Source organism: Rhodococcus sp. IEGM 1370 (assembly GCF_033142325.1).
Lineage (GTDB): Bacteria > Actinomycetota > Actinomycetes > Mycobacteriales > Mycobacteriaceae > Rhodococcoides.
This window is the reverse complement of sequence record NZ_JAWLRY010000027.1, coordinates 1-26,086: the sequence shown is the minus strand read 5'-3', so window position 1 is coordinate 26,086 and position 26,086 is coordinate 1. Positions and strand designations below refer to the sequence as shown.

Here is a 26,086-nt window from a genome sequence, read left to right as displayed (position 1 = left end):
CGACCAAGGCTAGCCAGTCAGTACATCGGCAGTTGCCACCGCCAGTGCGACCGCGGAGTCGCAGTGGTCGGTCAGGACGGTCAGGGTGGGAACCGTGCGGGCATAGCGCGCGGCGGTGTCGTCTTCCTCGGGCATGCCGAGCACGGGGTTGGCCAGCACGATGTCGGCGAAGCACGCCGAATCGGAACCGCGTGTTTCGACGGTGTAGCCGCCCTGCTGGATGGGCTCGCGGTCCGTCGAACGCAGGTCGCCGTCGACGTAGCCGAGCGAGACGTCGAGCATCGCCAAGTTGTCCTCGAATGTTGCCGAGGACGCCGTGAAGTGGCAACGGTACGGATCGGACGCAGGGTTCCAGCGGTCGACCGTCCAGGTTGCGGGCAAGTGTTCCAGGACCGCGCACGGGTCTTTCATGGCAAGCGGAAGGTTGTACTTGGAATCGGCACGCAGTGGTGGATCGTCCAGCAGCGAGAGCGCGGTCTCGGTGACGGATGTCGCTGTAGTACACGCGTCCCCCACACTGCGGGACACCTCGATCGCGGCGAAACTACGACCTGATTCGGTGAGGTAACCGTCCATGGCCCCCGCGGTGGCACCGTCGAACTCGTCGCGGAGCGGGAAGCTGATGCGGCACGACCCGTGCGACGCGTTCTCGCGATACACCTGTTCGCCGCCGATCGTGATCTGCTCGGTGCCCTTGTCGTCGGAACTCGGCAGATATCCGTTCAGATCGACGGAGATGGAGTCGGTGGCGCTCGATCCCGCGGGATTCAGGGTGGCCGAGCACGTGCTCAATTCGCCGTCGGGCCGCAGCTGCACCACTGTGCCGAGGGCGGCGAGATCGTTCTGGGTGAGAAAGCCGCAAGGATCGAGACTGCGCACGAATTCTGCCGAATCGGCCAGATATCGGTCTGCCTCCGACATCTCGAACCCGTACCGGCTCTGCGGCGACGAACTGCCTGCGGGAAAAGCGTTGCCGAGCAACACCACCGCGCATCCGCTCGTCGATACCGACATCGCCAGCGCCACCGCCGCGAGCAACCAATTTTTACGCACCGTTTCCCCCGAACTCGATTCGACCGATCATGGGGTTGGACGCGCGGGGGCTCGAGATGGTTTCAAGCGGGAGTGGAGCCTGCGGAATGACCCGAATTATTCAGCGGAAAGTTCGTCGACCACTCGGTCGGCGGCGACGGTGGGATCCTCGTGTTCCCAGATTCGCACCACGCGCCAGCCCTCGTCGATCAATCGTCTGTCCGTGTCGCGATCGCGGGCGACGTTGGCGGCCAGTTTGTCGGCCCACCACTGCGCGTTGTTTCGGGGCGCGGTCGCGTGAATCGGGCAGCTGTGCCAGAAGCAGCCGTCGACGTAGACCGCGACCTTGCGCCTGGGAAAGACCAGATCTGCTCGACGCCTCATGCCCTTCAACGGAGCGCGATCGACGAAATATCGCAGGCCTCGCCGGTGCAGTGCCCGCCGCAGCGCCACCTCGGGTTTGGTGTCGCGTCGCTTCTGCTTGCTCAGTCTCGCACTGGTTTTCGCGTCGGTGACGGGGCGGTCTGCGCTCACACCGGAACCCGCTCGGCGTACCCGCCCATGCGCTCGAGGTGGGCGTCGAGATCGTCGAGGAAACCGTCGGCGAAGCGCAGGTTGCCGGCCCGTGCGCGCTTGAGGAATCCCGCGGTGGCCCGCGCCGACAGCAGCTTGGAGTCGTCCAGAAAGTCGATGAGGTCCTCGTAGGGTTCGTGCACCGGCATGGTCGACACGGCGACCTTGAACGACGTTCGATCGCGTCCCCAGGCGGCGGTCGGCCAGGCCTGGCCGGGAAGTAGAGCTACATCACCCGACGCGTCGTACGGCTTCGGATCGTCGAGTGCCCGCGCGGCCCACGACGCCATCCGCACACTGACGGCATTGCCGACGAGCTTCCAACGATGCCCGCTGCGCACGCCGGGTTGCTGGACGGCAGGCAGCGTCCAGTCGGGATCGAACCCCTGCAGACGTTCGGCCCCGATGATGCCGGGCGTGACGATCTCCCCGGACGGCAGACGAACCGCCGGGGGACTGGCGATGCCAAGGGACGATCCACCCTTGAGCGTCGGGACCGCATTGACCGCCCAGCCCAGACCGCGAATGCCCTCGGTCCAGTAGAAGCCGCACGGTTGGGTGCTCGGATCGCCGTCGGGCAACGGGCCGGCATCCTGGGAGAACAGCACCTCGCGCGGATCGTCGGTGCGCGAGGCCAGCATCACCACCCGCTGGCGACGCTGCGGCAATCCGAACGCTCTGGCATCGACGACGCGGTAGGCCCACATGTAACCGAGGTCTTCGAGCGCGTCGGTGATGTGTCGCATGGCAGCCCCGCGGCCGAGTTGCAGCATGAACGGCACGTTCTCCATCAGCAGCCATCGCGGACCCCGCCGCCGCGTGACGAGCCGAAACACCTCGTCCACCAGGCCGGAACGGGCACCGGTGATGCCCGCAGTGCGTCCGGCCTGGGACAGGTCCTGACAAGGAAAGCCCGCTGCCACCAGTTCGGTGTCGCCGGGCAGGCTGCGTAGAGTGGTGACGTCCGTGTGCAGCGGTGTCTCGGGCATACGCGCTCGAAGTACGGCCCCGGCTCCTAGATCGATCTCGCACAGCAACTGCGTCGACCAGCCCGCCTCGGCCAACCCCAGCTCGAGCCCGCCGATCCCCGCGAACAACCCGACCATCGACCGTGCGCTCACGTGTGCCCTTCCCTCGCCCGACGGCCCTACGTTACTCGAGAGTCGATTCGCTTGACCTCGACCTTGCTCGAGGTTTCACACTGGAATGCGCTGGCCCAAAAATCGGTTGGAAACTGAGCCTGTGCAATGAAATCATTCGAGCACAGCAATAAGGAGAAGAACTGTGTCTACGGGTGTGCTCGATCCCGAAACCGGAACGGTTGATCAGCCATACCCGAACCCAGTGCGGACGACCAGTTCACTGCGCCGTTTCGCGCCGTTTCTGCTGCCGTACAAGTGGTTCTACATCGCCTCGATCGTGGTCTCGCTGATCGCGACCATGACCGGTCTGGTGATTCCGCTGGTGATGCAGCGCGTCATCGACGGCCCCATCACCGATCGCAATTTCTCGGCAGTCTGGTGGCCCGCCGCTTTCGTCCTGTTGCTCGGCACCATCGATGCACTCGGTATCTGGGTTCGTCGTTACCTGGTGTCGCGGCCGTCGAGCCAGTTCGAGATATCAGCGCGGGCAACGGTATTCGACAAGCTTCAGCGGTTGTCGGTCTCGGCTCACGAGAGCTGGGAATCGGGTCAGCTGCTCTCGCGTGCCATCGCAGACCTCGGTTCGCTGCGCCGGTTCATGGCGTTCATCGGCCCGTTCATCATCATCAACGCGGTGACACTGGTCGTGGGCATCGGCGTACTGCTCGTCCAGTCCTGGCAATTGGGACTGATCATGCTGGTGACGTCGATACCGCTGGTGATCGCCTGCACCAGGTTCGAGACGCTGTATCGCGTCGTGGCCCGTGACGCTCAGGATCAGGCCGGCGATGTCACGACGACGGTCGAGGAGTCCATCCAGGGTATTCGCGTCCTCAAGGCGTTCGGTCGAAGTGCCCACTTGGGCAAGCAGTTTCTTCGACAGGCGCGCACGTTGCGTGGCACCGAACTGAAGAAGGTGCGCTACCTGGCGATCATCTGGGGTGTGATCGTCGGATTGCAGCCCATCACCATCGGCGCGATCCTGGCGGTGGGTACGTACTCGATCGTGCAGGGCACGATGACGGTCGGCACGCTCGTCGCAGCCATTGCGATCGTCACCTTCCTGCTGTGGCCTATCGAATCGTTCGGCTACCTGCTGGCAGAGCTGAACAACGCGCGCACGGCAGCGGATCGGTACTGGGAAATCATGGACACTCCCGAAACCGTCACCGATCCGGACAATCCCGTCTATCTACCCGAAAAGATCCGTGGGCGCGTGCAATTCGATCGCGTCGGATTCACCTTTCCCGACGCGTCCTCGCCGCTTCTCACCGACGTCAGCTTCGTCGTCGAGCCGGGGGAGACGGTCGCGCTGGTCGGCAACACCGGCAGCGGCAAGACCGCACTGACCAATCTCGTCCCCCGACTGTTCGACGCCACCGAGGGCACCATCGCGATCGACGGTATCGACGTGGCCTCGATGCGGTTGGCTGACCTGCGCTCGATCGTCACGGTGGCATTCGAGGATCCGGTGCTGTTCTCTGCCAGTGCGCGCGAGAACATCGCACTCGGTTCACCCGACGCGTCCGATGCCGAGGTTGCCGAGGCGTTGGAGATCGCGCACGCAACGGATTTCGTCGAGCAGTTGCCGTGGGGTCTGGCCACTCGCATCGGTGAGCAGGGCATGAGTCTGTCCGGTGGGCAGCGGCAGCGGCTCGCACTGGCGCGGGCGGTGCTGGGCAAGCCGCGGGTGCTGGTGCTCGACGACCCGTTGTCCGCGCTCGACGTGGACACCGAAGCGAAAGTGCAGAAGGAACTGCGACGCGTGTTGGCGCATTCGACGACGGTGCTGGTGGCACACCGGCCGTCGACCGCTGCATTGGCCGACCGCGTGCTTTATCTCGAGAACGGAAGAATTGTGGAGCAGGGAACACACGAGGGACTGCGTCGGCGGTGAGGAATCGGAGGTCGACGCAACCGGAAACCTGGTGTTGGCAGGGCGTTCTCGCCGGTTGCTCGTCTCGTTGGTGCGCCCGTACAAGAAGCAGGCCCTGCTGTCCTTCCTGATCATTCTGGTCGACAACATCACCTACGTTGCCGGTCCGCTGTTCATCGCCTACGCGCTGGACAACGGCGTCGGCGCTGCGGGACAGGGCGATTGGGGTCCGCTGATGTGGGCGGTCGGCGGCTACACCGGCTTCGGTCTGCTCGGGATGCTCACCACGTACGCGTTTCTCACCGTCTCGGGTCGGCTGAGTCAGAACATCCTGTACGACCTGCGCGGACGGGTGTTCGACCATGCCCAGAAGCTGAGTCTGTCGTTCCACGAGAAATACACCTCGGGACGGTTGATCTCGCGTCTGACCAGCGATGTCGAATCTCTGCAGACGCTGCTCGAGAGCGCGCTCAACGATGCGTTGACGGCCATCCTGTCGATGGTGTCGATTGCGATCATTCTGGTGTATCTCGACGTTCCGATGGCGATGATCGTATTGGCCGGCTTCGTTCCGCTGGTGCTCGTCACCCGGTGGTCGCAGCGGCGACAACGCCAGGGATACCGTCGAACACGGGTGGCGATCGCGCGCGTCGTGGTGCACTTCGTCGAGTCGATGGGCGGAATCCGCGCGGTGCAGGTGTTCCGGCGCGAGGGCCGCAACGATGCGATTCTGAGCACCGAGGACTCGGAGTACCGGGACGCCACCACCGCAGCGCTACGCGGCATGGCCAGCTACACCGGCATCGTGCGCTGGATCGGCAACGTCACGCTCGCCATCATCCTGGTCTTCGGCAGTTGGCGAGTGATCAACGGCCACATGGACATCGGTGTGCTCGCGGCGTACGTGCTGTATCTGCGCCGGTTCTACGGGCCGCTCGACGAGTTGGCGATGGTCTTCAACGCCTACCAATCCGCCGCAGCTGCGCTGGAGAAGATCTCCGGTGTGCTCGAGGAAGAACCGTCGGTGACGGCACCGAAGAACCCGGTGGAGATCGGAACGGCCAAGGGCGACATCACGTTCGACGACGTGCACTTCTCCTACGGCCCCGAACGCGTCGTGCTGCCGGAATTCTCGCTCCACGTACCCGCCGGACAGGTGGTCGCGATGGTCGGAGCCACCGGAGCGGGCAAGTCGACACTGGCAAAGCTGTTGGCGCGCTTCTACGATCCGACGGCCGGAGCCGTCCGACTCGACGGCATCGACATGCGGGAGATCAGCGACGAGGACCTGCGTCGCAACGTCGTGATGGTGACACAGGAGTCGTTCCTGTTCTCGGGTTCGGTGGCAGACAACATTCGACTCGGACGCCCCACCGCGACCGACGCGGAGGTACGGGCAGCGGCCGACGCCGTCGGACTGACGGAGTTCATCGCGTCGCTACCGGAGGGAATCGACACCGATGTGCGCAAGCGAGGTGGTCGATTGTCCTCGGGCCAAAGGCAATTGGTGGCCTTTGCACGAGTGTTCCTCGCGGCGCCGTCGGTGATCGTGCTGGACGAGGCGACGTCGAGTCTGGACATTCCGAGCGAGCGGCTGGTGCAGCGCGCACTCGAGACGATCCTGCAGGGACGAACGGCGCTGATCATCGCGCACCGCCTGTCGACGGTGGCCATCGCAGATCGAGTGCTCGTCATGGCCGACGGAAACATCGTGGAGGACGGAACTCCCGAGGACCTGATCGCAGGAGAGGGACGCTTCGCGCACCTGCACGAGGCGTGGGAGGACTCGCTCGTCTAGGTCCAGGGGGTGATCGGCGGCTTGACCCACATGATCTTCTCGTCCGCGTGCTGGGGCGTCGCACCGTCGTGACCGGGGTGTTCGGCCGCCCATGCCGATTTGCGGTCGAGCAGCTCGGCCACGATGGTCCACGTTTCCATCGTGCTCGGAGGATGGAGATCGGCGGCGCGGGCCAGCTTTCTGCGGACGGCGTCGGTGAGGTCGAGTAGTTCGGCACCGGTGATGCCGCGGTCCCACACGTAACGCGCGAGGGCCGTCGCCTTGTCCTGTCGACTCTTCGCGGCCTGTTCGGAATGCGCGAAATCGAACTGACCGCCGCCGGTGTTCTCTGTCGTCACGGGCACAACCTTAATGAACTGCGAGAAAAGGCACGTCCGCTTGATCTTCTGGGGGCCTCGTCGCCTACCGTAGGTGGGTGATCACTCAAGCATCGGGTGCCGAGCATGCCTCCGTCCCCGCGTCCGATTCCATCGACGCGAAAACCTGGCCCTCGATCCTGACGTGGCGAGCCCACGATGTTCCCCGCATGGAGTCCGTGCGAGTACAGCTCTCCGGCAATCGCATCAAGGCTGCCGGACGCATCATCGGCGCTGCGTGCAGCGATCACCCCGCTTTCAGCGCGTCCTACGACCTGGTGACCGACGAATACGGCGTCACCAAGCGACTGTCGGTGCGCACCTCGCTCGCCTCCGGTGATCGGCAGGCGTCCGTCAGCCGCGACGACGAGGGCTACTGGATGGTGGAGAACAGCACCAGCCATCAGCGCTCGACCTACAGCGGCGCACTCGACGTCGACATGGTGCTCAGCCCGTTCTTCAACACTCTGCCGATCCGTCGATTCGGTCTGCACACCCAGGTCCAGGACCTCGAGGTGCCCACGGTGTACGTGAACGTGCTCGACCTCAGCATCCAGGAAGCAACGCTTACCTACAGCAGCGGTTCCGAGGGCATCCACGTCATCTCGCCCGTCTCCACGTCGTCCGTCACGGTCGACGCCGACGGATTCGTCCTCGATTACCCGGGGCTCGCCGAACGGATCTGACGCACGACGCCACCGCGCCGACCCGCGTCCTGCAGTCTTTCTCGCCACCCCGGCTCGCCCGGGGTGATGTCGGTGATCTCGAAACGCTGGTGCTGCTCGTACTGCAGCCGCGCTGCGTTTCCGGCGTCGACCAGTGTTTTCGTCGAGTTCTCGTCCAGTTCCTCGCGCGCTTCGGTGAGTGCATGCAACGCCTCGTCGAGCGCGGTTCGTAGAGCGGCCGCGTTGCCCTCGGTCATCGCGCGGACGAGATTCGGCGACGACGACGCCACTCGCGTCCCGTCTCGGAACGAGCCTGCAGCCAGGCCCAACGCCAGCGGCCCGCCAGCCGCCCCGACGATTGCCAGGGCCTCGGCCAGCAGGTGCGGCAGGTGAGAAATTCTGGCGACGGCGCGATCGTGCTCGACGCTCTCGGCCGGCACCACCACCGAACCGCAATCCAGAGCGAGCCGGGCCACCCGCGTCCACACGTCGGCGTCGACTCCCGGGTCGGTGGCCACCACCCACACCGCGTCGACGAACAACGTGGGATCGGTGGCCGACCAGCCGGACTGGTTGGTACCTGCCATCGGATGCCCGCCGACGTAGCGGGCCAGCAGTCCGCGAGCCGCTACTGCCGAGGCCACCTCGGCTTTGACGCTGACCACATCGGTGAGCGGGGCGGCCGGCGCGTACTCGGCGATTGCCGCCAGAACCGAGTCCACGGCAGGCATCGGAACCGCGATGACAATCAACGCGTCCTGTGTTGCGGCCCTGCTCAGCACGGCTTTCAGGTCGGTACCGACGTCGTAGCCGTCGTTGATGGCACCGGCGATCGCGTCGGCCGATCGGTTCCATCCCCACACCTGGCGGCCCGCATCGTGAGCCGCGCGCAGGATCGACCCGCCGATCAATCCGAGACCCAGAACGCACACCGAGGAAGAAGTCACCGGATCAGATTGGCACAGGTGGGTGACGTCGACGGGAGGTGGACTTCGAATACAGGCCCCTACCGGACTACCGTTGCGCGCATGGCCGCACAGCGCGCGAACAACAACCGCGCATCCGCACCGGAATACGACGACCTCGAGGGATTCGGCGTTGCTGTTGTCCGAGAGGAAGGCAAGTGGACCGTCACGCCGCTGTCCGACGACGCACTGACCAGTCTGTCGGCGGCAGAGACCGAACTGCGTGAACTGCGCAGCTCGGGAGCTGTGTTCGGACTGCTCGACGTGGACGAGGAATTCTTCGTCATCCTGCGTCCAGCACCGAACGGCACCCGACTCCTACTGTCCGACGCGGTCGCCGCAGTGGACTACGAAATCGCCGCGGACGTTCTCGATGCGTTGAACATCGAGATCCCCGACGTCGACCCCGATGAACTCGACGACATCGAGCCCTACGAAGAGGGCGACCTCGCCCTGTTGGCGGACCTCGGACTGCCCGAGGCCGTGCTCGGCATCATCGTCGCCGAGACCGACGACTATCCGGACGAGCAACTGCAGTCCATCGCCGAACGACTGGGTTTCGAAAGCGAGTTCGCCGCAGCGGTGGACAAGCTTCGGCGGTAACCGATGCCGATGTCCGACGCGGACATGATCCGAGCAGCGCTGTCGGCTGCGGCCGAGGCATCGGATACCGATGTCCCCGTCGGAGCCGTCGTGTTCGACGCCACCGGACGTGAGATAGCCCGGGCCTGCAATGCGCGGGAGGCGTCGGGCGACCCCACCGGACACGCAGAAGTGATCGCGTTGCGTCGAGCAGCGGCCGTTCACGGTGACGGCTGGCGACTCGAAGGCTGCACCCTGGCCGTCACGTTGGAACCCTGCACGATGTGCGCCGGGGCGCTGGTCCTCGCCCGCGTCGGAGCGGTGGTGTTCGGAGCATGGGAGCCGAAGACCGGAGCTGTCGGTTCGCTCTGGGACGTCGTGCGCGATCGCCGACTCACCCATCGGCCACAGGTCCGCGGCGGAGTATTGGAAGCCGAATGCGCCGACGTGTTGACCCGATTCTTCGCCCGTCAGAGATAACGATCTCGTCACATGGTGGCCTGCATGTCCGATTTTGTGGAGGGTAGAGGGCAGAGCGCAACGCTGCGCTCCGAACTTGTGAAGGAGACACTCATGGGACTCGGCGACAAGGTTTCGAACAAGACCGAAGACCTCGGCGGCAAGGCCAAGGAAGCCGCAGGTTCGGCCACCGGAGACAAGGACCTCGAAGCAGAGGGCAAGGGCGACCAGACCTCGGCCGCATTCAAGGACGGTGCCGAGAAAGTCAAGGACGCAGCCTCGAACATCAAGGACAAGCTCACCGGCAACTAGATTTGCGCGCTGAGCAGGCGATTTAGCCTCAGGCCGTCATTCCGGTACAGTCTTCTGCGGTGGCGTGTCCGAGCGGCCTAAGGAGCACGCCTCGAAAGCGTGTGAGGGTTCACCCCCTCCGAGGGTTCAAATCCCTCCGCCACCGCCAAAACTCCCCACCTGTTCACGCAGGTGGGGAGTTTTTTTGTGCGCTGGGCCGGGGTTTGCCGCAAATGCGCGCGCATTCGTCAGACGCGTTCGGATTCGCTATCGATCCGGGGTCTATTTCGCGCGCACTTGGCGAACGCGCGCGCGTTTGCGGGATCACGGGGGTGGGGTGCGGCGGGGGTGAGCTGGGCGGAGGGGTTAGGGGGTGAGCGAGGGCGACGGTGCGGCTCTGGCGGCCTAGTCTGCGCAGATGCGTGCGCATTCGTCGGACGCGTTCGGATTCGCTATCGATTCGGGTCTATTTCGCGCGCACCTGGCGAACGCGCGCGCGTTTGCGGGATCACCGGGGCGGGGCGCGGGATCACCGAGGCAGGACGGGGAGCGGGGGGCGGGGCAGAACCGAACCCCACGCGACTCAGACGCTCAGCATTGTCCCGCCCCTGCGGCGTCGAGTCCCCGCAGAATTTCGTTCTGATCGCCGGGCGGCACGTCGTTCCAGCTGGGCGCGGTGGTCATTTCGGTGCGCAGACCCTCGACGGAGGCGGCGCGGTCGGAGATTCCGGTCTGCTCCAGCGCGTCGATGGACGGCAGAAACTGGGTGCAGGTTTGCTGGTAGAGCGCTTCACCGGTGACGCCGGAGGTCGCGTCGGTCGGAGCTGCAGGCTCGGCAGCAGGCGGTACCTCGGCAGCAGGCGGTACCTCGGACACAGGCGCAGGAGCGGGCGCGGGCGCAGGTGATTCGACCGTGGTGCTGGTCGGGACCGGCGTGGAGGCGACAGCAGAGGTGGTCGTAGCAGCGGCGGATGTGCTCGACGCTTCCTCGGTCGACGCGTCGTTGCCACATCCGGCAATCGAGACGGCCACGATCAGCCCGAGCAATCCGGTCGCGATTTTTCCGTTCATCGCAACTGTGTACCACCTACGGCAGAACCACCGACGTCAAAGCAGGGTCTGCGCACGTCCGGTGATGGTGCTCAGCGCCGTCGACCAGGCGCGATTCTTCGGGTCGAGGAACGCTCCGTGTCCCGCTCCGGGCAGAACGACGAGCTCGGGGTCGGTGCTGCCGGCCTTCATCGCAGCGTCGACGTAGACGCGGCTCTGATTCACCGAAACGGTTTGGTCGGCGTCACCGTGCAGTGCGGTCAGCGGCACGTCGAGCGGGAGGTATTCGATGGGGGAGGCGATCTTGTAGCGTCCGGGCACTTCGTTGGGCATGCCGCCGAGGAAGGCAGGCACGAACTTGTCGCCGCCGATGTCGGCCGCCCTCTTCATGTCGAAGACGCCGGCCATGATGGTGGCGCTGCGGGGCTTGATCTTCGGTTCCGCTCCGGGAGCATCGACCGGCATCAGGTGTCGAGCGGCCACCCATGCGGCCAGCTGTCCACCGGCCGAATGTCCGGCGACGTGGACGCGATCGAGATCGAGTCGCCCCTCGGCTGCGTCCTGTACGACGGTTGCCAGCGCCTCGGTGGCGTCGTCGACGTCGGAGAGGGTGTTGGCCCAGTTGTTCGGGCCACGTCGGTATTCGACGTTCCACACGGCGATGCCCTCGTCGGCGATGGCCGTCGACATCTGTTGGAAGTACGACAGGTCGAGGTCTTCCTGCCACCCGCCGCCGTGAATCATCACCACCACCGGGAGCGAGCTGGCGTTGTTGTCCGGGAGGTAGAGGTCGCCGATGTTGTCCGAGTCGTACCCGTATTTCAGTCGGACGGGATCCCCGGCCGGGCCCGATACCGGTTGCAGCGCAGCCGAATACGTTTCGGCGGTGCTCGGTGAGGAGTCGGTGTCGGCCGAACTGCAGCCGACCAACGCGACAGTCAGCAGACCGGAGAGGAAATGGCGACGATTCACGCGCGCTGCGCCGTCCACTCGAGCAGTTCGGCGAGCGGCCAGGTGTTGATCACGCGCTCGGCGGGGACGCCGCGCGCTTCGGCACGGATGCAGCCGTAGCCCTGCCAGTCGAGCTGTCCGGGTGCGTGCGCGTCGGTGTCGATGGAGAACAGGCAGTCGCGCTCGAGGGCGATGTCGATCAGTCGCTCCGGAGGATCCTGGCGCTCGGGCCTGGCGTTGATCTCCACTGCCGTGCCGAACTGGCGACAGCCCTCGAACACCACGGGAGCGTCGAACGTCGATTCGGGCCTGGTGCCGCGGCCACCCTCGACGAGCCGTCCGGTGCAGTGGCCCAGCACGTCGACATGCGGGTTGGCGATGGCGGTGACCATCCGTTTGGTCATGGTCTTGGAGTCGGCACGCAGGTTGGAATGCACGCTCGCCACGACGACGTCCAGCTCGGCGAGCAGGCCTTCGTCCTGGTCGAGTGATCCGTCGTCGAGAATGTCCACTTCGATTCCGGTGAGGATGCGGAACGGTGCGAGCCGCTCGTTCAGCTCGGCGATGACGTCGAGCTGTGCGCGCAGGCGCTCGGCGGTGAGGCCGTTGGCGACCTTGAGGCGCGGGGAATGATCGGTGAGAGCGCAGTATTCGTGGCCGAGCCGCGCGGCGGTGCGCATCATTTCTTCGATGGGGCTGCCGCCGTCGGACCAGTTGGAGTGGGTGTGCAGATCGCCCTTCAATGCGCTGCGAAGTTCGTTGTCGCCGATCGGTTCTGCCGCATCTCGCTGCTCACGGAGATAGTCCGGGACGTCCTGGGTGAGCGCCTGGCGAATGATCAGCGAGGTCTTGGCTCCGATACCGGCGAGCGAGGACCAGCTGTCGTCCTTCTCGTGCTCGGATCGCTGTGTGGGCGTGAGGGATTCGACGACATCGGCGGCCCTACGGTAGGCCTTGACGCGGTGGGTGTCCGAACGTGAGCGCTCGAGCCAGTACCCGATCTCTCGAAGTGCGTCCACCGGATCCATGCGTTCCATTGTGCCTGGCGGTACCGACACGCGTTCACGGGGTAAACGGACAAAACTCTCAGGGAGTTACCAGGTCGCTCACTCCCCATAGGCTTGAAGCTGCAACTACCATCGGCAGTCATGACCAAGAAATGGTGGATCGTCGGAGTGGTTGTTGTCGTCGTGGCGGCGCTCGGGCTGTACTTCGGCCCCAAGATCTACGCATCGCTCCAGGAAGACGACGCACCGGCAGCATCGGTGTCCACCTCGGGCGCGCAGGCCGCCAGCACCGAGAGCATCGATGGACGGTGGATCGTCACCCCAGGTGACGCTGCCAACGCCACCGCCGCGGGCTATACCGTCGACGAACTGCTCAACGGGTCCGATGTCACTGTGGTCGGGTCGACGACCGAGGTCTCGGGCAACGTCGTCATCGCCGACGACACCCTCACCGAGGGACAGGTGGTCGTGATGACCAATTCGATCACCACCGACAGCGATCGTCGGGACAGCCAGTTCCGCGGCAACATCTTCGAGACCGCCGCCTACCCGACGGCCACGTTCGACATCGACTCGCCGATCGACCTGTCCTCGCTGCCCAAGGACGGCACCACCCAAACCGTCACCGCCGAGGGCACATTGACGCTCAAGGACCAGACGCGTCCGGTCTCGGTGCAGATGGAGGTGCTGCAGTCCGGTGACACGCTCATCGCGTCGGGCGCAATTCCGACGACGTGGGCCGATTACGGCATCGAACCGCCGTCGCTCGGCTTCGTCACCGTGGAGGGCTCGGGAACCGTCGACTTCCTGATCAATCTGAGTCAGCAGTAGCGCGTTCTCTCGCGGCCGCAGGCGTCCATCCCGGCGGCCCGACGAGATATCCGACGCGTTCCTTCCATGACCGCGATGCCGCGACATCCCGTGCGATGTTGCGGTATTCGTGTGTCTGGAGGGTCCAGATGTTGAACGTGTCGATGGGCTTGGTGAGGCCGTAGTTGGGGCGCTCGACTTCCTCGGCGTAGGTGCCGAACAGTCGGTCCCAGACGATGAGGATGCCGCCGTAATTCTTGTCGAGATACTGAGGATCGCGGCCGTGATGGACGCGATGATGCGAGGGCGTGTTGAAGACGAACTCGAACGGACGCGGCAGTCGGTCGATGCGCTCGGTGTGGACCCAGAATTGGTAGACGAGGTTGATCGAGAAGCCGACGAACACCATCCACGGCGGCATTCCCAGCAGCGGGAGCGGTAGCCACATGATGACCTCGCCGCTGTTGTTCCATTTCTGTCGCAGCGCTGCGGCGAAGTTGAAGTACTCGCTCGAATGATGAGCCTGATGGGTTGCCCAGATCAGTCGGGTGCGATGCGCGATGCGGTGATAGCCGTAGAACAGCAGGTCGACGCCCAGGATCAGGATCACCCACGTGTACCAGGCGTCGGCCGGGAGATGCCACGGCGCAACGTAGACGTAGATGGCGGTGTAGCCGACGAGGGCGAGCGCCTTCCATGCCGTGGTGGTCGCGATCGACACCAGGCCCATGCTCAGGCTGGCGCGCGCATCCCTGGCGGAGTAGCTGCCGCGAGAGCCGTCTTCGAGCTTCGCGGCGGCAATCCACTCGATGGCCAGCAGCAGCGCGAATGCGGGAATGGCCAGCGCGACGGGGTCGCGCAGCGGTTCGGGCAGTGCATTCCACGCCGAACCGATCCAGTCGCTCATCGAACCTCCCGCGTGACAGTGAGAGGTTGAGTGTAACGCTGCCTGCCCTACTTTCCTACGGCTCGTACCGTGGAGGGCGCACGCATCGGTCGAGGGAGCGGAGTCGGACATGTTGCAGAAAATCGCGTCCACGGTCGGGCAGGTGGGCGAGTCCGTGTTGAGTGTCGTCGGCATTCGGGTCGGTACCGAGGAACCGCCGCACACGAGCCGTCGACTGACCGATGCGGTGGAGATCCGCCGTTACTCACCACGCATCGCGGCGCAGACCACGGTCGACGCCGATGAGGACGAGGCACGCCAGGAAGGTTTCCGTCGGCTCGCCGGGTACATATTCGGTGGAAACGGGGGCAAGCAGAAGGTTGCCATGACCGCTCCCGTCAGTCAGTCGCCCGCAGGCTCAAGGAAGATCGCGATGACTGCCCCCGTGTCGAGCACGCCCGGCAACGACGGCTGGGTCGTCCGGTTCTTCATGCCGGCCGAGTGGACGATGGACACGCTGCCCACGCCCGACGACGACCGGGTGACATTGACGGAGGTCCCGGCGGAGACGGTGGCCGTGCTGCGTTTCAGCGGAGGTCGCAGCCGGGGCGACGTCGAACCACAGATGGCCGCGTTGGTCGAAGCGCTGCGTGCACACGGCATCGAGATGCTCGGTGAGCCGATGACCTGGTTCTACGATCCTCCGTGGACCTTGCCGCCGCTACGTCGCAACGAGGTGGTCGTGGCGATACCGGACGGTTCCTGACGCTTCGGGGCATTCCGGCAACTGCTCGCTAATTCCCTATTGCAATGGTAGGAATTGAGCGTGCACATCACGGCGAAGGCGGACTACGCAGTTCGGACGCTCGTCGAACTCGCGGCGGTCGGTGGGCAGCGACCCGCGAAGGCCGAGGCACTGGCCCTGGCGCAGGGAATTCCGCACAAGTTTCTCGAATCGGTGCTCTCCGATCTGCGTCGAGCAGATCTGGTGTGCAGTAGAAGGGGACCCGACGGCGGCTACTGGCTGGCGCGGGAGGCGTCGGACATTTCTGTTGCCGACGTGATGAGGGCCGTGGAGGGCCCGTTGGCGTCGGTGCGCGGTCAGCGACCCGAGGATGCGGAGTACTCCGGCCCGGCCGAGCCGCTCACCCGGGTGTGGCTCGCCGTACGCGCCAATCTGCGGGCGGTGCTCGAGGCGGTCTCGCTGGCGGACATCGTCGAGAACGACTTACCGGACTTCGTGGGGGAGCTCATCAGCGAGCCGACCGCATGGGCTCGTCGATGACGTGAGTCACATCCGATCTTCGGTGTGGCACGATCGACAATATTGCACATCACTGCAAACTTGCAGAACAGTGCAAGTTCCGTAGGTTGGTAGTCGTGACTTCTCCGACGGGCCTTCGTGATCTGAAGAAGGCCGCAACCCGCGACGCACTCGGCATGGCCGCCGTGCGTCTGGGCAAGGAGCACGGCATCGACGCGGTCACCGCCGACGCCATCGCGCACGAAGCGGGAGTCTCCACCCGTACGTTCCACAACTACTTCTCCAGCAAGGAAGAAGCAGTTCTCCATCACATCGAGGTGTCTGCCCTCGAATGGTTCGAGCTCCTGCGCGCCAGGCCGGCGACCGAACCGATCTGGGACTCGTTGCGGCACATCGCAATCGACCTCGTCGCGGACCCCGGCCGGGATCTGGACGACACCTTTGCGGCAGCGCGGCTGATCGAAGCGAACCCCGCCCTGATGGCCCGCAAGCTCGAGATGCACCAATCGCTGACCCGCAAACTCGGCGAAGCCATCGCCGAACGAACCGGCACCGATATCGACACCGATCTCTACCCCAACCTGCTCCAGATGGCCGTCGGTGGTGCCGTCACTGCAGCACTGAACATCTGGGTCACCGACTCCGCAGGCGCATCGACGCCGAGGGCGCTCATCGAGGACGCCTTCGACCAACTCCGCGCGGGACTTCCCGAACCCCACCCCCACTCGTCCGAACACAACCGAGGAGCTTGACAGTGGCCACCTATCTCTACCGAATCGGAAGATTCGCGTACCGACGCAAGGGCATGGTCCTCGGACTGTGGCTGGCGATTCTGGTTCTCGCCGGGGTGGGCGCAGCGACGCTGTCCGGCCCGACGGTCAACTCGTTCTCCATTCCGGGTACGCCCGCCCAAGCCGCACTGGACCTGCAGGAGGAGCGCTTCGGCAACGCCGAGGATCCGCTCACCGCGGTCAGTGCCGAGTACGTGTTCCAGGCACCCGACGGGCAGACGCTGGACACCCCGCAGTACACCTCGGCCATCGATGCCAGCATCGCCGAAATCGAGAAGATCGACGCGGCCAAGCCTGCGGAAGGCGCTCCGGCACTGGCCAATCCGGTCGCAGCCAACCAGTCGATCATCGAGCGGTACACCGAAGCGGCAACGGAGGCAGGCACCCCGGCCGATCAGGTAGCCGCCGACGCCGCTGCCACGTCACCGCTGAGCCCCAACGGCAACGTCGGCACGGTCACCGTGCCGATCAACGTCGAATTGGCCGACGTCACCGATGAGATCCGCACCCAGCTCGACGAGGCCGCGCAGCCCGCCCGTGACGCAGGCCTGACGGTTCTGCTCGGCGGCACCGTCGCACAGGAGAACGTCTCGCCCGGTGGAACGTCCGAACTCGTCGGTCTCGCCGTCGCCGCAGTCGTGCTTCTCATCATGTTCGGCTCCGCCGCGGCCGCCAGCCTGCCGCTCATCACCGCCATCGTCGGTATCGGCATCTCGAGTCTGGCGATCACCACGGCATCCGGTTTCGCCGACCTGTCGTCGTTCACGCCGGTTCTGGCCATCATGATCGGCTTGGCCGTCGCCATCGACTACTCGCTCTTCATTCTCGCCCGCTATCGACACGAGTTGACGCTCACCGACGACCGCGAGGAAGCTGTCGGACGGTCCGTGGGAACCGCAGGCTCGGCCGTCGTGTTCGCCGGCGCGACCGTGCTCATCGCCCTCGTCGCGCTGCGCGTCGTCGGCATTCCGTTCCTGTCCCAGATGGGTGCGGCAGCCGGATTCGCGGTGTTCATCGCGGTCCTGATCGCACTGACGTTCCTGCCGGCCATGCTCGGTCTCTACAAGGGCAAGGCCTTCGCGGGCAAGGTCAAGTTCGTCAACACCACCGATCCCGAGGACCCGAACGCCAAGGCCACCAACGGACTGCGTTGGGCGCGGTTCCTGGTCAAGAGGCCCGCGCTGGGTCTCATCGGCGGCATCGTTCTGCTCGGTGTCATCGCGGGACCGGCCACCAGCCTGTCGTTGGCGCTGCCGTCCACGGCCACCGCCGACCCGTCGACGCCCGCACGTCAGGCCTACGACGTCGTCGACGAGGGCTTCGGGCCGGGACGCAACGGACCGTTGCTGGTCATCGCCGACGCGTCCGGCGTTGCCGAGGCCGACCGGACTGCCTCGTTCGGCAAGGTCGTCGAGACCATCACCGGTCAGTCCGACGTCACCAACGCGCAGATCATCGCCGTCAACCCGGCCGGTGACACCGCTCAGATCCTCGTCACCCCGTCCTCCTCGCCCAACAGCGAGCAGACCAAGGACCTGGTGGCCAACATCCGCAACGCCGAACCGGGCGTGCAGGCCAGCGACGGCGTCTCGTACGGCGTCACCGGTCAGACGGCGCTCGAGCTCGACGTTTCCGAACGACTGCAGGACGCCTTGATTCCGTACCTGGCAGTGGTGGTCGGCCTGGCGTTCGTGCTGCTGATGCTCGTGTTCCGCTCGATCCTGGTGCCGCTGACCGCGACACTCGGCTTCCTGCTCAGCGTGCTCGCGACGTTCGGTGCCACGGTGTTCATCTTCCAAGAGGGCGGGCTGGGCCTGATCTCCAACCCGCAGCCGATCGTCAGCTTCATGCCGATCTTCCTCATCGGTGTGGTGTTCGGCCTGGCGATGGATTACCAGGTGTTCCTCGTCTCGCGGATGCGTGAGGAGTTCGTGCACGGAGCCGCCGCCAAGGACGCCGTCGTCAACGGCTTCAAGTACGGCGCACGCGTGGTCACCTCGGCCGCAGTCATCATGATCTCGGTGTTCGCCGCCTTCATCGCCGAGCCGGACTCGTTCATCAAGTCCATCGGATTCGCGCTCGCCGCAGCCGTGTTCTTCGACGCCTTCGTCGTGCGCATGGTGCTGATCCCGTCGGTGATGGCGCTGATGGGCGACAAGGCCTGGTGGCTGCCGAAGTGGCTGGACAAGATTCTGCCCAACGTCGACATCGAAGGTGCCAAGCTGAAGACGGCCCCGGAGAAGCGCGCGTAGTACTCGCGTCGCAGCTGAGAGGCCGAAGATTACCCGTAATACTCGAACGGAGAGACTGTTATCCATGTGTACGAGTAATCTTCGGTCATCATGCTGATCCCCCTGCTGCGCACGTATCTGGCTCCGTACAAGATGCCGATCGTCGCGTTGATTCTGCTGCAACTCGTGGCCACGCTGGCCGCCCTGTTCCTGCCCAGTCTCAACGCCGACATCATCGACAAGGGCGTCACCACCGGCGACACCGGCTACATCCTCTCGGCCGGCGGAGTCATGTTGCTGGTCTCGGCAGTGCAGATCATCAGCTCGATGGCCGCGGTGTTCATCGGTGCGCGCGCGGCCATGGGTGTCGGACGCGACCTGCGCGGTGCCATCCTGCATCGCGTCGGCACGTTCTCCGCCCGTGAGGTCGGCCAGTTCGGAGCGCCGTCGCTGATCACCCGCAACACCAACGACGTTCAGCAGGTGCAGCTGGTGATCGTCATGGGGTTCACCATCGTGGTGATGGCACCGATCATGTGCGTCGGTGGCATCGTGATGTCGCTGCGCGAGGATCTCGGGTTGTCGTGGATCCTCATGATCGCGGTGCCGGGGCTCGCGATCTCCATGGGCCTGATCATCGTCAAGATGGTCCCGGCGTTCCGCTCGATGCAGAAGCGTATCGACGCCGTCAATCGTGTCCTGCGCGAGCAGATCACCGGAATTCGCGTGGTGCGAGCCTTCGTTCGCGAGGATTTCGAGATCGACCGTTTCGGGTCGGCCAACGCCGCGCTCACCGATACCGCCCTGCGCGTCGGACGGCTCATGGCATTGATGTTCCCGACGGTCATGCTCATCAGCAACGTCACCAGCGTTGCCGTCATCTGGTTCGGTGGCCATGCGATCGATGACGGCACGATGCAGATCGGCTCTCTCACAGCACTTCTGAGCTACATCATGCTCATTCTCATGTCGGTGATGATGGCCTCCTTCATCGCGATGATGGTTCCCCGCGCGTCGGTGTGTGCCGATCGCATCAGTGAGGTACTGGCGACCGAATCGTCGGTCGTGTTGCCGGACAAGCCCAAGACTTTCGCTGCCTCGCCGGGAACGGTCGAGCTCGTGAACGCCGAATTCTCTTTTCCCGGTGCCGAATATCCGGTGCTGTGCGGAGTGAACCTGCGGGCGGAGGCCGGCAAGGTAACCGCCATCATCGGCGGCACCGGCTCGGGAAAGTCCACCCTCGTCAACCTGATTCCGCGACTCATCGACGTCACCGGCGGTGAGGTTCGCGTCGGCGGAGTCGACATCCGCGAACTCGATCTGGATCTGCTGCGCTCCGAGATCGGTCTGATCCCGCAGAAGCCGTACCTGTTCTCGGGCACCATCGCGAGCAACCTGCGCTACGGCAAGTCCGACGCCACCGACGCGGAACTGTGGGAGGCACTCGAGATCGCCCAGGGAGCTGACTTCGTCCGCGCCATGCCGGAGGGATTGGACACTCCCGTAGCGCAGGGCGGTACGACGGTCTCCGGCGGTCAGCGGCAACGCCTCGCCATCGCCCGCGCGCTGGTCCGCAAACCCAGCATCTATCTGTTCGACGACTCGTTCTCCGCACTCGACCTCACCACCGACGCCAATCTGCGCGGGGCTCTGAAGGCAGTGACGAGAGATGCCTGCATGATCGTTGTCGCTCAGCGCGTCTCGACCATCATCGACGCCGATCAGATACTCGTACTCGACGACGGAAAGCCGGTAGGTGTGGGTACCCACGACCAATTGATGGCCGATTGCCCCACCTACGCCGAGATCGTCGACTCGCAGCACGCAGTGGGTGCACTGTGACCGCGCAGGTGGAGAAGACGGAAGAGGAGGAGATCGCCCCCGTCTCCAAGACTGTGAAGCCGGGAACCAAGGCCCGCAACTTCAAGGGTTCGTTCAAGCGTCTGGTGGGCCTGCTCGCTCCCGAGCGACTGCTCCTGTCGGTGATGCTGGCGTTCGGTATCGCCAGCACCGTGCTGACCGTCGCGGCACCCAGCGTCCTCGGACACGCGACGGACCTCATCTTCAACGGCGTCGTCGGTCGCGAGCTCGATCCGGGTCTGACCCGAGACCAGGCCATCGACCAGCTCCGGGCGGAGGGGAACGACTCCGTCGCCGATCTGGTGTCCGGGACGAACCTGACCCCAGGAGCCGGAATCGACTTCGGTGCAGTGGGAACCGTGCTGTTGTGGGTCCTGGTTCTGTATGTGCTCTCTGCGGTGCTGGCCTGGGCGCAGGGATACATCCTCAACATCGCGCTGCAGCGTCGAATCCTGTTGCTGCGCGGCAGCGTCGAAGCGAAGGTGCATCGGCTGCCGCTCAAGTACTTCGACAACCATGCTCGCGGCGAGACACTGAGCCGCGTCACCAACGACATCGACAACGTCTCCACGAGCCTCCAGCAGACGCTCAGTCAGTTGATCACCGGCATTCTCACCGTCCTGGGCATCCTCGGCGTCATGATCTGGATCTCGCCGTTGCTGGCTCTCGTTGCGGTGCTGACCATTCCGGCGTCGTTCGCGGTGACCGCCGTCATCGCCAAGCGTTCACAACCGCACTTCGTCGCGCAGTGGAAGCACACCGGCAAACTCAACGCGCAGATCGAAGAGACGTACACGGGCCACGAGATCGTCAAGGCCTTCGGTCGTCAGGCCGAGGTGGAGCGCGAATTCGGCGAGCGCAACGAGAAGTTGTTCCAGTCGAGCTTCCGGGCGCAGTTCATCTCCGGCATGATCATGCCCGTCATCATGTTCCTCGGGAACATCAACTACGTGGTCATCGCCGTGGTCGGCGGGCTGCGGGTCGCGTCGGGCACGCTCACGCTCGGTGAGGTGCAGGCGTTCATCCAGTACTCGCGTCAGTTCACGCAACCGCTCACGCAGGTGGGTTCGATGGTGAACCTGGTGCAGTCGGGTGTCGCGTCGGCCGAGCGCATCTTCGAGGTCCTCGACGCCGAGGAAGAAGACGCCGACCCGGCCGATGCGGTGCGTCCAACCGAGCGCCGAGGACGCGTCGAATTCGAGGACGTCTCGTTCGGTTACTCTCCCGACCGCCCGCTCATCGAGAACCTCTCGCTGGTGGCCGATCCCGGGCATCTGGTCGCGATCGTCGGACCGACCGGCGCGGGCAAGACCACCCTGGTGAACCTCATCATGCGGTTCTACGAGATCGATTCCGGCCGAATCACCCTCGACGGCGTCGACACCCGCAAGATGACCCGCGAGGAACTACGCGCTCGCACCGGAATGGTGCTGCAGGACACCTGGCTGTTCGGCGGAACCATTCGCGACAACATCGCCTACGGCGACCCGAGTGCCAGCGAGGAGGAAATCCTCGAGGCCGCGCGAGTGAGCTACGTCGACCGCTTCGTCCACTCGTTGCCCGACGGCTACGACACCATCATCGACGAGGAGGGCAACAACGTCAGCGCCGGTGAGAAGCAGCTGATCACCATCGCCCGCGCCTTCCTGGCCAAGCCGCTGATCCTCATCCTCGACGAGGCCACCAGCTCGGTCGACACCCGTACCGAACTGCTGGTGCAGAAGGCCACCGCGAAGCTGCGCACCGACCGCACCAGCTTCGTTATCGCGCACCGGCTTTCGACCATCCGCGACGCGGACACCATCGTGGTGATGGAGAACGGCAGCATCGTCGAACAGGGCAATCACGAGGAACTGCTCGCGGCCAAGGGTGCCTACTTCCGCCTGAATGCGGCTGGCGCCGCAGTGGCAGGAATAGGTGCCGCCGAGGGCACTTAACCGCACCACTGCCGCGCAGCGGCATACTGACGCGGTGAGTTCCTCCAGTTTCGGCTTCGATATCGGCACCCGGCTCGACGGTGAGCTGGGCCGCACCGGCACCATCCACACCCCGCACGGCGACATCGCCACCCCCGCGTTCATCGCGGTGGGAACCAAGGCGACCGTCAAAGCGGTGCTGCCGGAGGCGATGAAGGAGCTCGGCGCGCAGGCGGTGCTCGCCAACGCCTACCACCTGTATCTGCAGCCGGGCTCGGACATCGTCGACGAGGCGGGTGGGCTGGGCAAGTTCATGAACTGGGACGGGCCGACGTTCACCGACAGCGGCGGATTTCAGGTGATGTCGCTCGGCGTGGGGTTCAAGAAGGTCATCTCGATGGACGCCACGCGCGTGCAGTCCGACGACGTCATCGCCGAGGGCAAGGAACGCCTCGCGCACGTCGACGACGACGGGGTGACGTTCAAGTCTCACCTCGACGGCTCCAAGCACCGATTCACCCCCGAGGTGTCGATGCAGATTCAACATCGCCTCGGAGCAGACATCATGTTCGCGTTCGACGAGCTGACCACGCTGATGAATACCCGCGGCTACCAGGAGAAGTCGGTCGACCGCACCCAGGCGTGGGCGAAGCGATGCGTCCTCGAGCACGAGCGACTGACCGTCGAGCGCGCCGACAAGCCGTATCAAGCGCTGTTCGGGGTGGTGCAGGGCGCGCAGTACGAGGATCTACGACGCAAGGCCGCACACGATCTCGAGACCATCACCGGAGAGACGGGTCGCGGCTTCGACGGCTACGGCATCGGCGGCGCACTCGAGAAGCAGAACCTGGGAACCATCACCCGGTGGGTGAACGAGGAACTGCCCGAACACAAGCCGCGGCACATGCTCGGCATCAGCGAGCCGGACGACTTCTTCACCGCCATCGAGAACGGCGCCGACACGTTCGACTGCGTCAATCCCTCACGCGTGGCACGTAATGCGGCGATCTACGTGCCGACGGGACGCTTCAACATCAACACCGCCAAGCATCGACGCGACTTCACCCCGATCGACGAGAACTGCGACTGCTACACCTGCGCGCACTACACCCGCGCGTACATCCATCACCTGTTCAAGGCCAAGGAAATGCTCGCCTCGACGCTGTGCACCATCCACAACGAGCGCTTCACGGTCAAGCTGGTCGACGACATTCGCGCCTCCATCGATCAGGGACGCTTCGCAGAATTCAAGACGGAGTTTCTGGGTCGCTTCTATGCGTCGAAGACTGCGTGAGCTGATCTTCGAGCTCCGAAATGCGCTGTAGCAGTTCCTGTTCCCGCTCGCCTGCCTTGCGCTGGTAGACCTCGGACAGCTCCGCGAGGTAGGCCGCGTCGTACCGGGGGATGATGCTGCGAGTGCAGTTCCAGTCGAATGCCTCGACGTCGATGACGACGCTTCGTTCGCACGTGGCGGCGACGGTCATGTCGCCGATCTTTCTCAGCCGGTCCAGCAGTTCGGGGTCGTCGGCCGCCTCGACGGTGCGTGCCCGTCCGTAGAGCTTCAGGCGTTGGCGCAGAGGGTAATTCACCAGAAGCAGTGCGACGCGATCGTCGTGATCGAGATTGGCAGCCGTCACGTACTGGTGGTTACCGGCGAAATCGGCGAAACCCAACGTGCGATCGTCGAGAACCTGCAGAAAGCCTTTCGGGCCACTTCGGTACTGGATGTAGGGCCACCCGGTCTCGGCGACAGTGGCGATCTGGAACTGATCGAGCGCGCGAATCATGGCCTTCTCACGAGTGTCGAGAGGCGTCGGGCCGTCATCTGGTCGTTCGGTCTGTGAGCCGTAGGCGGTGTAACTGCCGTCGACCTTCTGCCGCGCAATCGCAGCAGGGCCGAACATCAAGTGGTGATAGTGGTTGCTCTGCGGCACGGGTGTCACCTTAGGACACCGGGGCCTCGCGGCAATGGACGTGTCGGAGGCAACTGCAATGATCTTCGACGCGGGATATGTGTCGATCGCGCACAATGGACGAAGACGTCAGAATGCGCCCCAGTGAGAAGGTGATAGCCGTGACCACTCAGTTCGAGTTTCGACTGAAGGGAGTGACTGCACCTGAGGGCGAGCTGGATGCCAACGACCTGATTGCTCTCGTAATGGGTCTCAAGGCAGTTGCTATGAGTATCGGCCGAAGCGAGACCGATGCCGATCGGCTCGGCCGCGCACCCTCACGAGTGCACCGGGTTGCCAATCTGGTCATCGGGTTGACCCCTGGCAGCACCAAACTTCTTGTTCGCCGCGCAGGAGCTGGTGCGGATGCGTTGGATTTCGATCTGGCAGACGAGGAAGGCTTCGACGCAACATTCCAGAAGTTGGTGGAATCGATCGGTCTCGACCATCGGCCGGACTGGGTGAGTGATTCGCTTTCGAGCGCGGCTGGCGAATTGGCATCGGCGCTTCGTCGTGCTGCTCCGGAGGTCGAGTTCAAAGCCGATGGACTGACCTTGCAGACATTCGATACGGCTGCACTTCGACCCGAGACCTGGCAGGTCGCAACTGGCGTGTCGACCGAACTCCGAACCTTTATCGGACGCCTGTACTCGGCGAACCTACATACACACCGCTTTCAGGTGGAGGATGACGCCGGCAACCAGGTCGCTCTCCCCGACGTGGCCGACGACTCGGGACTCGGTCCGTTGCTCGGCAGGTACGTAACCGTTACCGGTAGCCCGGAAGCCGACGCGGGCGGACAGTTGAAGAGGCTGTTGAACGCCAGGATGGTTGCCCTTCCTGAAGCAATAGCGGAGACAGGTGTCTCCGACCCGGTCTCCCTCGAAGACATCCTGGCTGCTGCATCCGGTATCGAGCCCGGGGGGATAGACGGGGTGAGCGACGATGAAGCTGACGCGTTCTTTGCGGCTATCGGTCTATGACCCGGCCCGTGAGTCGGGGTGCTGTTCTCGTTGATACCGACGTATTCAGCATCCTGTACATCGACCCGGTCAAGGCTGCGAATCGTGGCCTTCCTGTCGAACAACTCCGTGCACAACTGGCTGGACTTCAGGTTGTGATTGCCTTCCAGACGAGGGCAGAGGTACTCGCGGGAGCGATGGTGGGCAATTGGGGTGAGCGCAAATTGGCTCACACCCGGGCAAAGCTCGATTCGGCCCCTACGATTTCGATCGACACTGGAGTCGTGGATGCTTACGCGTCTTTGACCGCTGCATGCAGGCGTGTAGGTCATGCGCTGCACGACAAGATTCACACCGGCGATCGCTGGATTGCAGCATGCGCGATCTCCAAGGAGGTGCCGTTGCTGAGCCTTGACGGCATCTATGCGGGAGCGCCGGACTTGGCTCTACTGGGAGGTTGAGCGCCCGCTGTCGCTTGCCAGGTTGATGGGACCACCTGATTGCCAGAGGGTAGGGACCACCGTGGCGCGTTATTGAGGATGCGCGTTGTCGGTGGTGGCGTCCGTCTCGCGCAGCCGGGGCGTACGTGGTGTCCGTGGCCATGAAAAAGTACCCACTGGTGGCCAGGTCGAGGTCCCCACTGGTGGCCAGATAAAAGTCCCCACCC

At 64.5% G+C, this 26,086-nt stretch carries 26 protein-coding genes and 1 tRNA gene; 17 read left to right on the top strand and 10 right to left on the bottom strand.

The window, feature by feature from the left end; translation table 11 throughout:
• Window positions 1-9: 9 nt before the first annotated feature.
• From R4P47_RS22930 to R4P47_RS22920, 3 genes are all read right to left on the bottom strand, one after another.
• Window positions 10-1,053: a hypothetical protein gene (locus R4P47_RS22930; RefSeq protein WP_149407209.1), complete on the bottom strand. Its 1,044-nt coding sequence runs from the start codon at window positions 1,051-1,053 to the stop codon at window positions 10-12.
• A gap of 96 nt (window positions 1,054-1,149) precedes the next feature.
• Entirely contained in the window at window positions 1,150-1,566 is a 417-nt protein-coding gene (locus R4P47_RS22925) for a very short patch repair endonuclease (protein ID WP_149407210.1), read from the bottom strand.
• Window positions 1,563-2,711, bottom strand: coding sequence for a DNA cytosine methyltransferase (locus tag R4P47_RS22920; protein ID WP_188078778.1), 1,149 nt, complete (start codon window positions 2,709-2,711; stop codon window positions 1,563-1,565). The genes R4P47_RS22925 and R4P47_RS22920 overlap by 4 nt, the downstream gene beginning before the upstream one ends.
• Window positions 2,712-2,889: 178 nt before the next feature.
• On the opposite strand from R4P47_RS22920, the gene R4P47_RS22915 reads away from it, so the two are divergent.
• Together R4P47_RS22915 and R4P47_RS22910 are read left to right on the top strand one after the other, a co-directional pair.
• On the top strand, window positions 2,890-4,644 hold the full coding sequence (locus R4P47_RS22915) for an ABC transporter ATP-binding protein (protein WP_411567383.1): 1,755 nt from the start codon (window positions 2,890-2,892) through the stop codon (window positions 4,642-4,644).
• 31 nt (window positions 4,645-4,675) lie between these two features.
• Window positions 4,676-6,421 (top strand): ABC transporter ATP-binding protein, encoded by a 1,746-nt coding sequence (locus R4P47_RS22910; RefSeq protein WP_317785855.1) that lies wholly within the window; start codon window positions 4,676-4,678, stop codon window positions 6,419-6,421.
• Here R4P47_RS22910 and R4P47_RS22905 read toward each other — a convergent pair.
• Complete coding sequence (locus R4P47_RS22905) at window positions 6,418-6,759, bottom strand: hypothetical protein (RefSeq protein ID WP_149407214.1); 342 nt, start codon at window positions 6,757-6,759, stop codon at window positions 6,418-6,420. The genes R4P47_RS22910 and R4P47_RS22905 overlap by 4 nt on opposite strands.
• A 188-nt stretch (window positions 6,760-6,947) precedes the next feature.
• Here R4P47_RS22905 and R4P47_RS22900 point away from each other — a divergent pair, with 188 nt between their 5' ends.
• Window positions 6,948-7,463, top strand: coding sequence for a putative glycolipid-binding domain-containing protein (locus R4P47_RS22900; protein WP_068054710.1), 516 nt, complete (start codon window positions 6,948-6,950; stop codon window positions 7,461-7,463).
• Here the strand turns inward: R4P47_RS22900 and R4P47_RS22895 are convergent.
• Complete coding sequence (locus R4P47_RS22895) at window positions 7,436-8,407, bottom strand: prephenate dehydrogenase (RefSeq protein WP_411567384.1); 972 nt, start codon at window positions 8,405-8,407, stop codon at window positions 7,436-7,438. The two genes, R4P47_RS22900 and R4P47_RS22895, sit on opposite strands and share 28 nt — an antisense overlap.
• 63 nt (window positions 8,408-8,470) lie before the next feature.
• On the opposite strand from R4P47_RS22895, the gene R4P47_RS22890 reads away from it, so the two are divergent.
• From R4P47_RS22890 to R4P47_RS22875, 4 genes are all read left to right on the top strand, one after another.
• Window positions 8,471-9,010: a tRNA adenosine deaminase-associated protein gene (locus R4P47_RS22890; RefSeq protein WP_068054716.1), complete on the top strand. Its 540-nt coding sequence runs from the start codon at window positions 8,471-8,473 to the stop codon at window positions 9,008-9,010.
• Between the two features lie 9 nt (window positions 9,011-9,019).
• Window positions 9,020-9,469 (top strand): nucleoside deaminase, encoded by a 450-nt coding sequence (locus R4P47_RS22885; protein WP_411567382.1) that lies wholly within the window; start codon window positions 9,020-9,022, stop codon window positions 9,467-9,469.
• 93 nt (window positions 9,470-9,562) lie between these two features.
• Complete coding sequence (locus R4P47_RS22880) at window positions 9,563-9,760, top strand: CsbD family protein (protein ID WP_149407217.1); 198 nt, start codon at window positions 9,563-9,565, stop codon at window positions 9,758-9,760.
• A 58-nt stretch (window positions 9,761-9,818) separates the two neighbouring features.
• A tRNA-Ser gene (locus tag R4P47_RS22875) sits at window positions 9,819-9,908 on the top strand.
• A gap of 422 nt (window positions 9,909-10,330) precedes the next feature.
• On the opposite strand, the gene R4P47_RS22870 is transcribed toward R4P47_RS22875, so the two are convergent.
• From R4P47_RS22870 to R4P47_RS22860, 3 genes are read right to left on the bottom strand one after another with little or no spacing between them, the layout of a single operon-like run.
• Entirely contained in the window at window positions 10,331-10,810 is a 480-nt protein-coding gene (locus tag R4P47_RS22870) for a hypothetical protein (protein WP_317785852.1), read from the bottom strand.
• 36 nt (window positions 10,811-10,846) lie between these two features.
• A complete protein-coding gene (locus R4P47_RS22865) occupies window positions 10,847-11,761 on the bottom strand; it encodes an alpha/beta hydrolase (protein ID WP_317785851.1) in 915 nt (304 codons plus the stop codon).
• Window positions 11,758-12,768, bottom strand: a complete 1,011-nt coding sequence (locus R4P47_RS22860; RefSeq protein ID WP_317785850.1) for a PHP domain-containing protein — start codon at window positions 12,766-12,768, stop codon at window positions 11,758-11,760. The genes R4P47_RS22865 and R4P47_RS22860 overlap by 4 nt, the downstream gene beginning before the upstream one ends.
• Window positions 12,769-12,888: 120 nt before the next feature.
• On the opposite strand from R4P47_RS22860, the gene R4P47_RS22855 reads away from it, so the two are divergent.
• Window positions 12,889-13,578 (top strand): YceI family protein, encoded by a 690-nt coding sequence (locus R4P47_RS22855; RefSeq protein WP_300519657.1) that lies wholly within the window; start codon window positions 12,889-12,891, stop codon window positions 13,576-13,578.
• Here R4P47_RS22855 and R4P47_RS22850 read toward each other — a convergent pair.
• On the bottom strand, window positions 13,559-14,464 hold the full coding sequence (locus R4P47_RS22850; protein WP_317549026.1) for a sterol desaturase family protein: 906 nt from the start codon (window positions 14,462-14,464) through the stop codon (window positions 13,559-13,561). The genes R4P47_RS22855 and R4P47_RS22850 overlap by 20 nt on opposite strands.
• A 109-nt stretch (window positions 14,465-14,573) precedes the next feature.
• On the opposite strand from R4P47_RS22850, the gene R4P47_RS22845 reads away from it, so the two are divergent.
• The 7 genes from R4P47_RS22845 (at window position 14,574) to tgt (ending at window position 23,799) form a co-directional block, all read left to right on the top strand.
• Window positions 14,574-15,209 carry a heme-binding protein gene (locus tag R4P47_RS22845; protein ID WP_317785849.1) on the top strand — a complete coding sequence of 212 codons (636 nt, stop codon included), beginning with the start codon at window positions 14,574-14,576 and terminating at the stop codon, window positions 15,207-15,209.
• A gap of 60 nt (window positions 15,210-15,269) precedes the next feature.
• Window positions 15,270-15,728: an RrF2 family transcriptional regulator gene (locus R4P47_RS22840; protein ID WP_300519677.1), complete on the top strand. Its 459-nt coding sequence runs from the start codon at window positions 15,270-15,272 to the stop codon at window positions 15,726-15,728.
• Window positions 15,729-15,814: 86 nt separating this feature from the next.
• Window positions 15,815-16,459 (top strand): TetR/AcrR family transcriptional regulator, encoded by a 645-nt coding sequence (locus tag R4P47_RS22835; protein ID WP_411567381.1) that lies wholly within the window; start codon window positions 15,815-15,817, stop codon window positions 16,457-16,459.
• A 2-nt stretch (window positions 16,460-16,461) separates the two neighbouring features.
• Window positions 16,462-18,750, top strand: coding sequence for an MMPL family transporter (locus R4P47_RS22830; protein WP_317785847.1), 2,289 nt, complete (start codon window positions 16,462-16,464; stop codon window positions 18,748-18,750).
• Between the two features lie 90 nt (window positions 18,751-18,840).
• A complete protein-coding gene (locus R4P47_RS22825) occupies window positions 18,841-20,571 on the top strand; it encodes an ABC transporter ATP-binding protein (protein WP_317785846.1) in 1,731 nt (576 codons plus the stop codon).
• An 8-nt stretch (window positions 20,572-20,579) separates the two neighbouring features.
• Window positions 20,580-22,526, top strand: a complete 1,947-nt coding sequence (locus tag R4P47_RS22820; protein ID WP_317549082.1) for an ABC transporter ATP-binding protein — start codon at window positions 20,580-20,582, stop codon at window positions 22,524-22,526.
• 34 nt (window positions 22,527-22,560) lie between these two features.
• The gene (gene tgt, locus R4P47_RS22815) at window positions 22,561-23,799 is read left to right on the top strand and encodes a tRNA guanosine(34) transglycosylase Tgt (protein ID WP_094668999.1); all 1,239 of its coding nucleotides are present in this window, start codon (window positions 22,561-22,563) and stop codon (window positions 23,797-23,799) included.
• On the opposite strand, the gene R4P47_RS22810 is transcribed toward tgt, so the two are convergent.
• A complete protein-coding gene (locus R4P47_RS22810; protein WP_317785845.1) occupies window positions 23,753-24,439 on the bottom strand; it encodes a pyridoxamine 5'-phosphate oxidase family protein in 687 nt (228 codons plus the stop codon). The two genes, tgt and R4P47_RS22810, sit on opposite strands and share 47 nt — an antisense overlap.
• A 140-nt stretch (window positions 24,440-24,579) precedes the next feature.
• Here R4P47_RS22810 and R4P47_RS22805 point away from each other — a divergent pair, with 140 nt between their 5' ends.
• The gene (locus tag R4P47_RS22805; protein WP_317785844.1) at window positions 24,580-25,440 is read left to right on the top strand and encodes a hypothetical protein; all 861 of its coding nucleotides are present in this window, start codon (window positions 24,580-24,582) and stop codon (window positions 25,438-25,440) included.
• An 8-nt stretch (window positions 25,441-25,448) separates the two neighbouring features.
• On the top strand, window positions 25,449-25,880 hold the full coding sequence (locus R4P47_RS22800; RefSeq protein WP_317785843.1) for a PIN domain-containing protein: 432 nt from the start codon (window positions 25,449-25,451) through the stop codon (window positions 25,878-25,880).
• The last annotated feature ends 206 nt before the right edge of the window (window positions 25,881-26,086 follow it).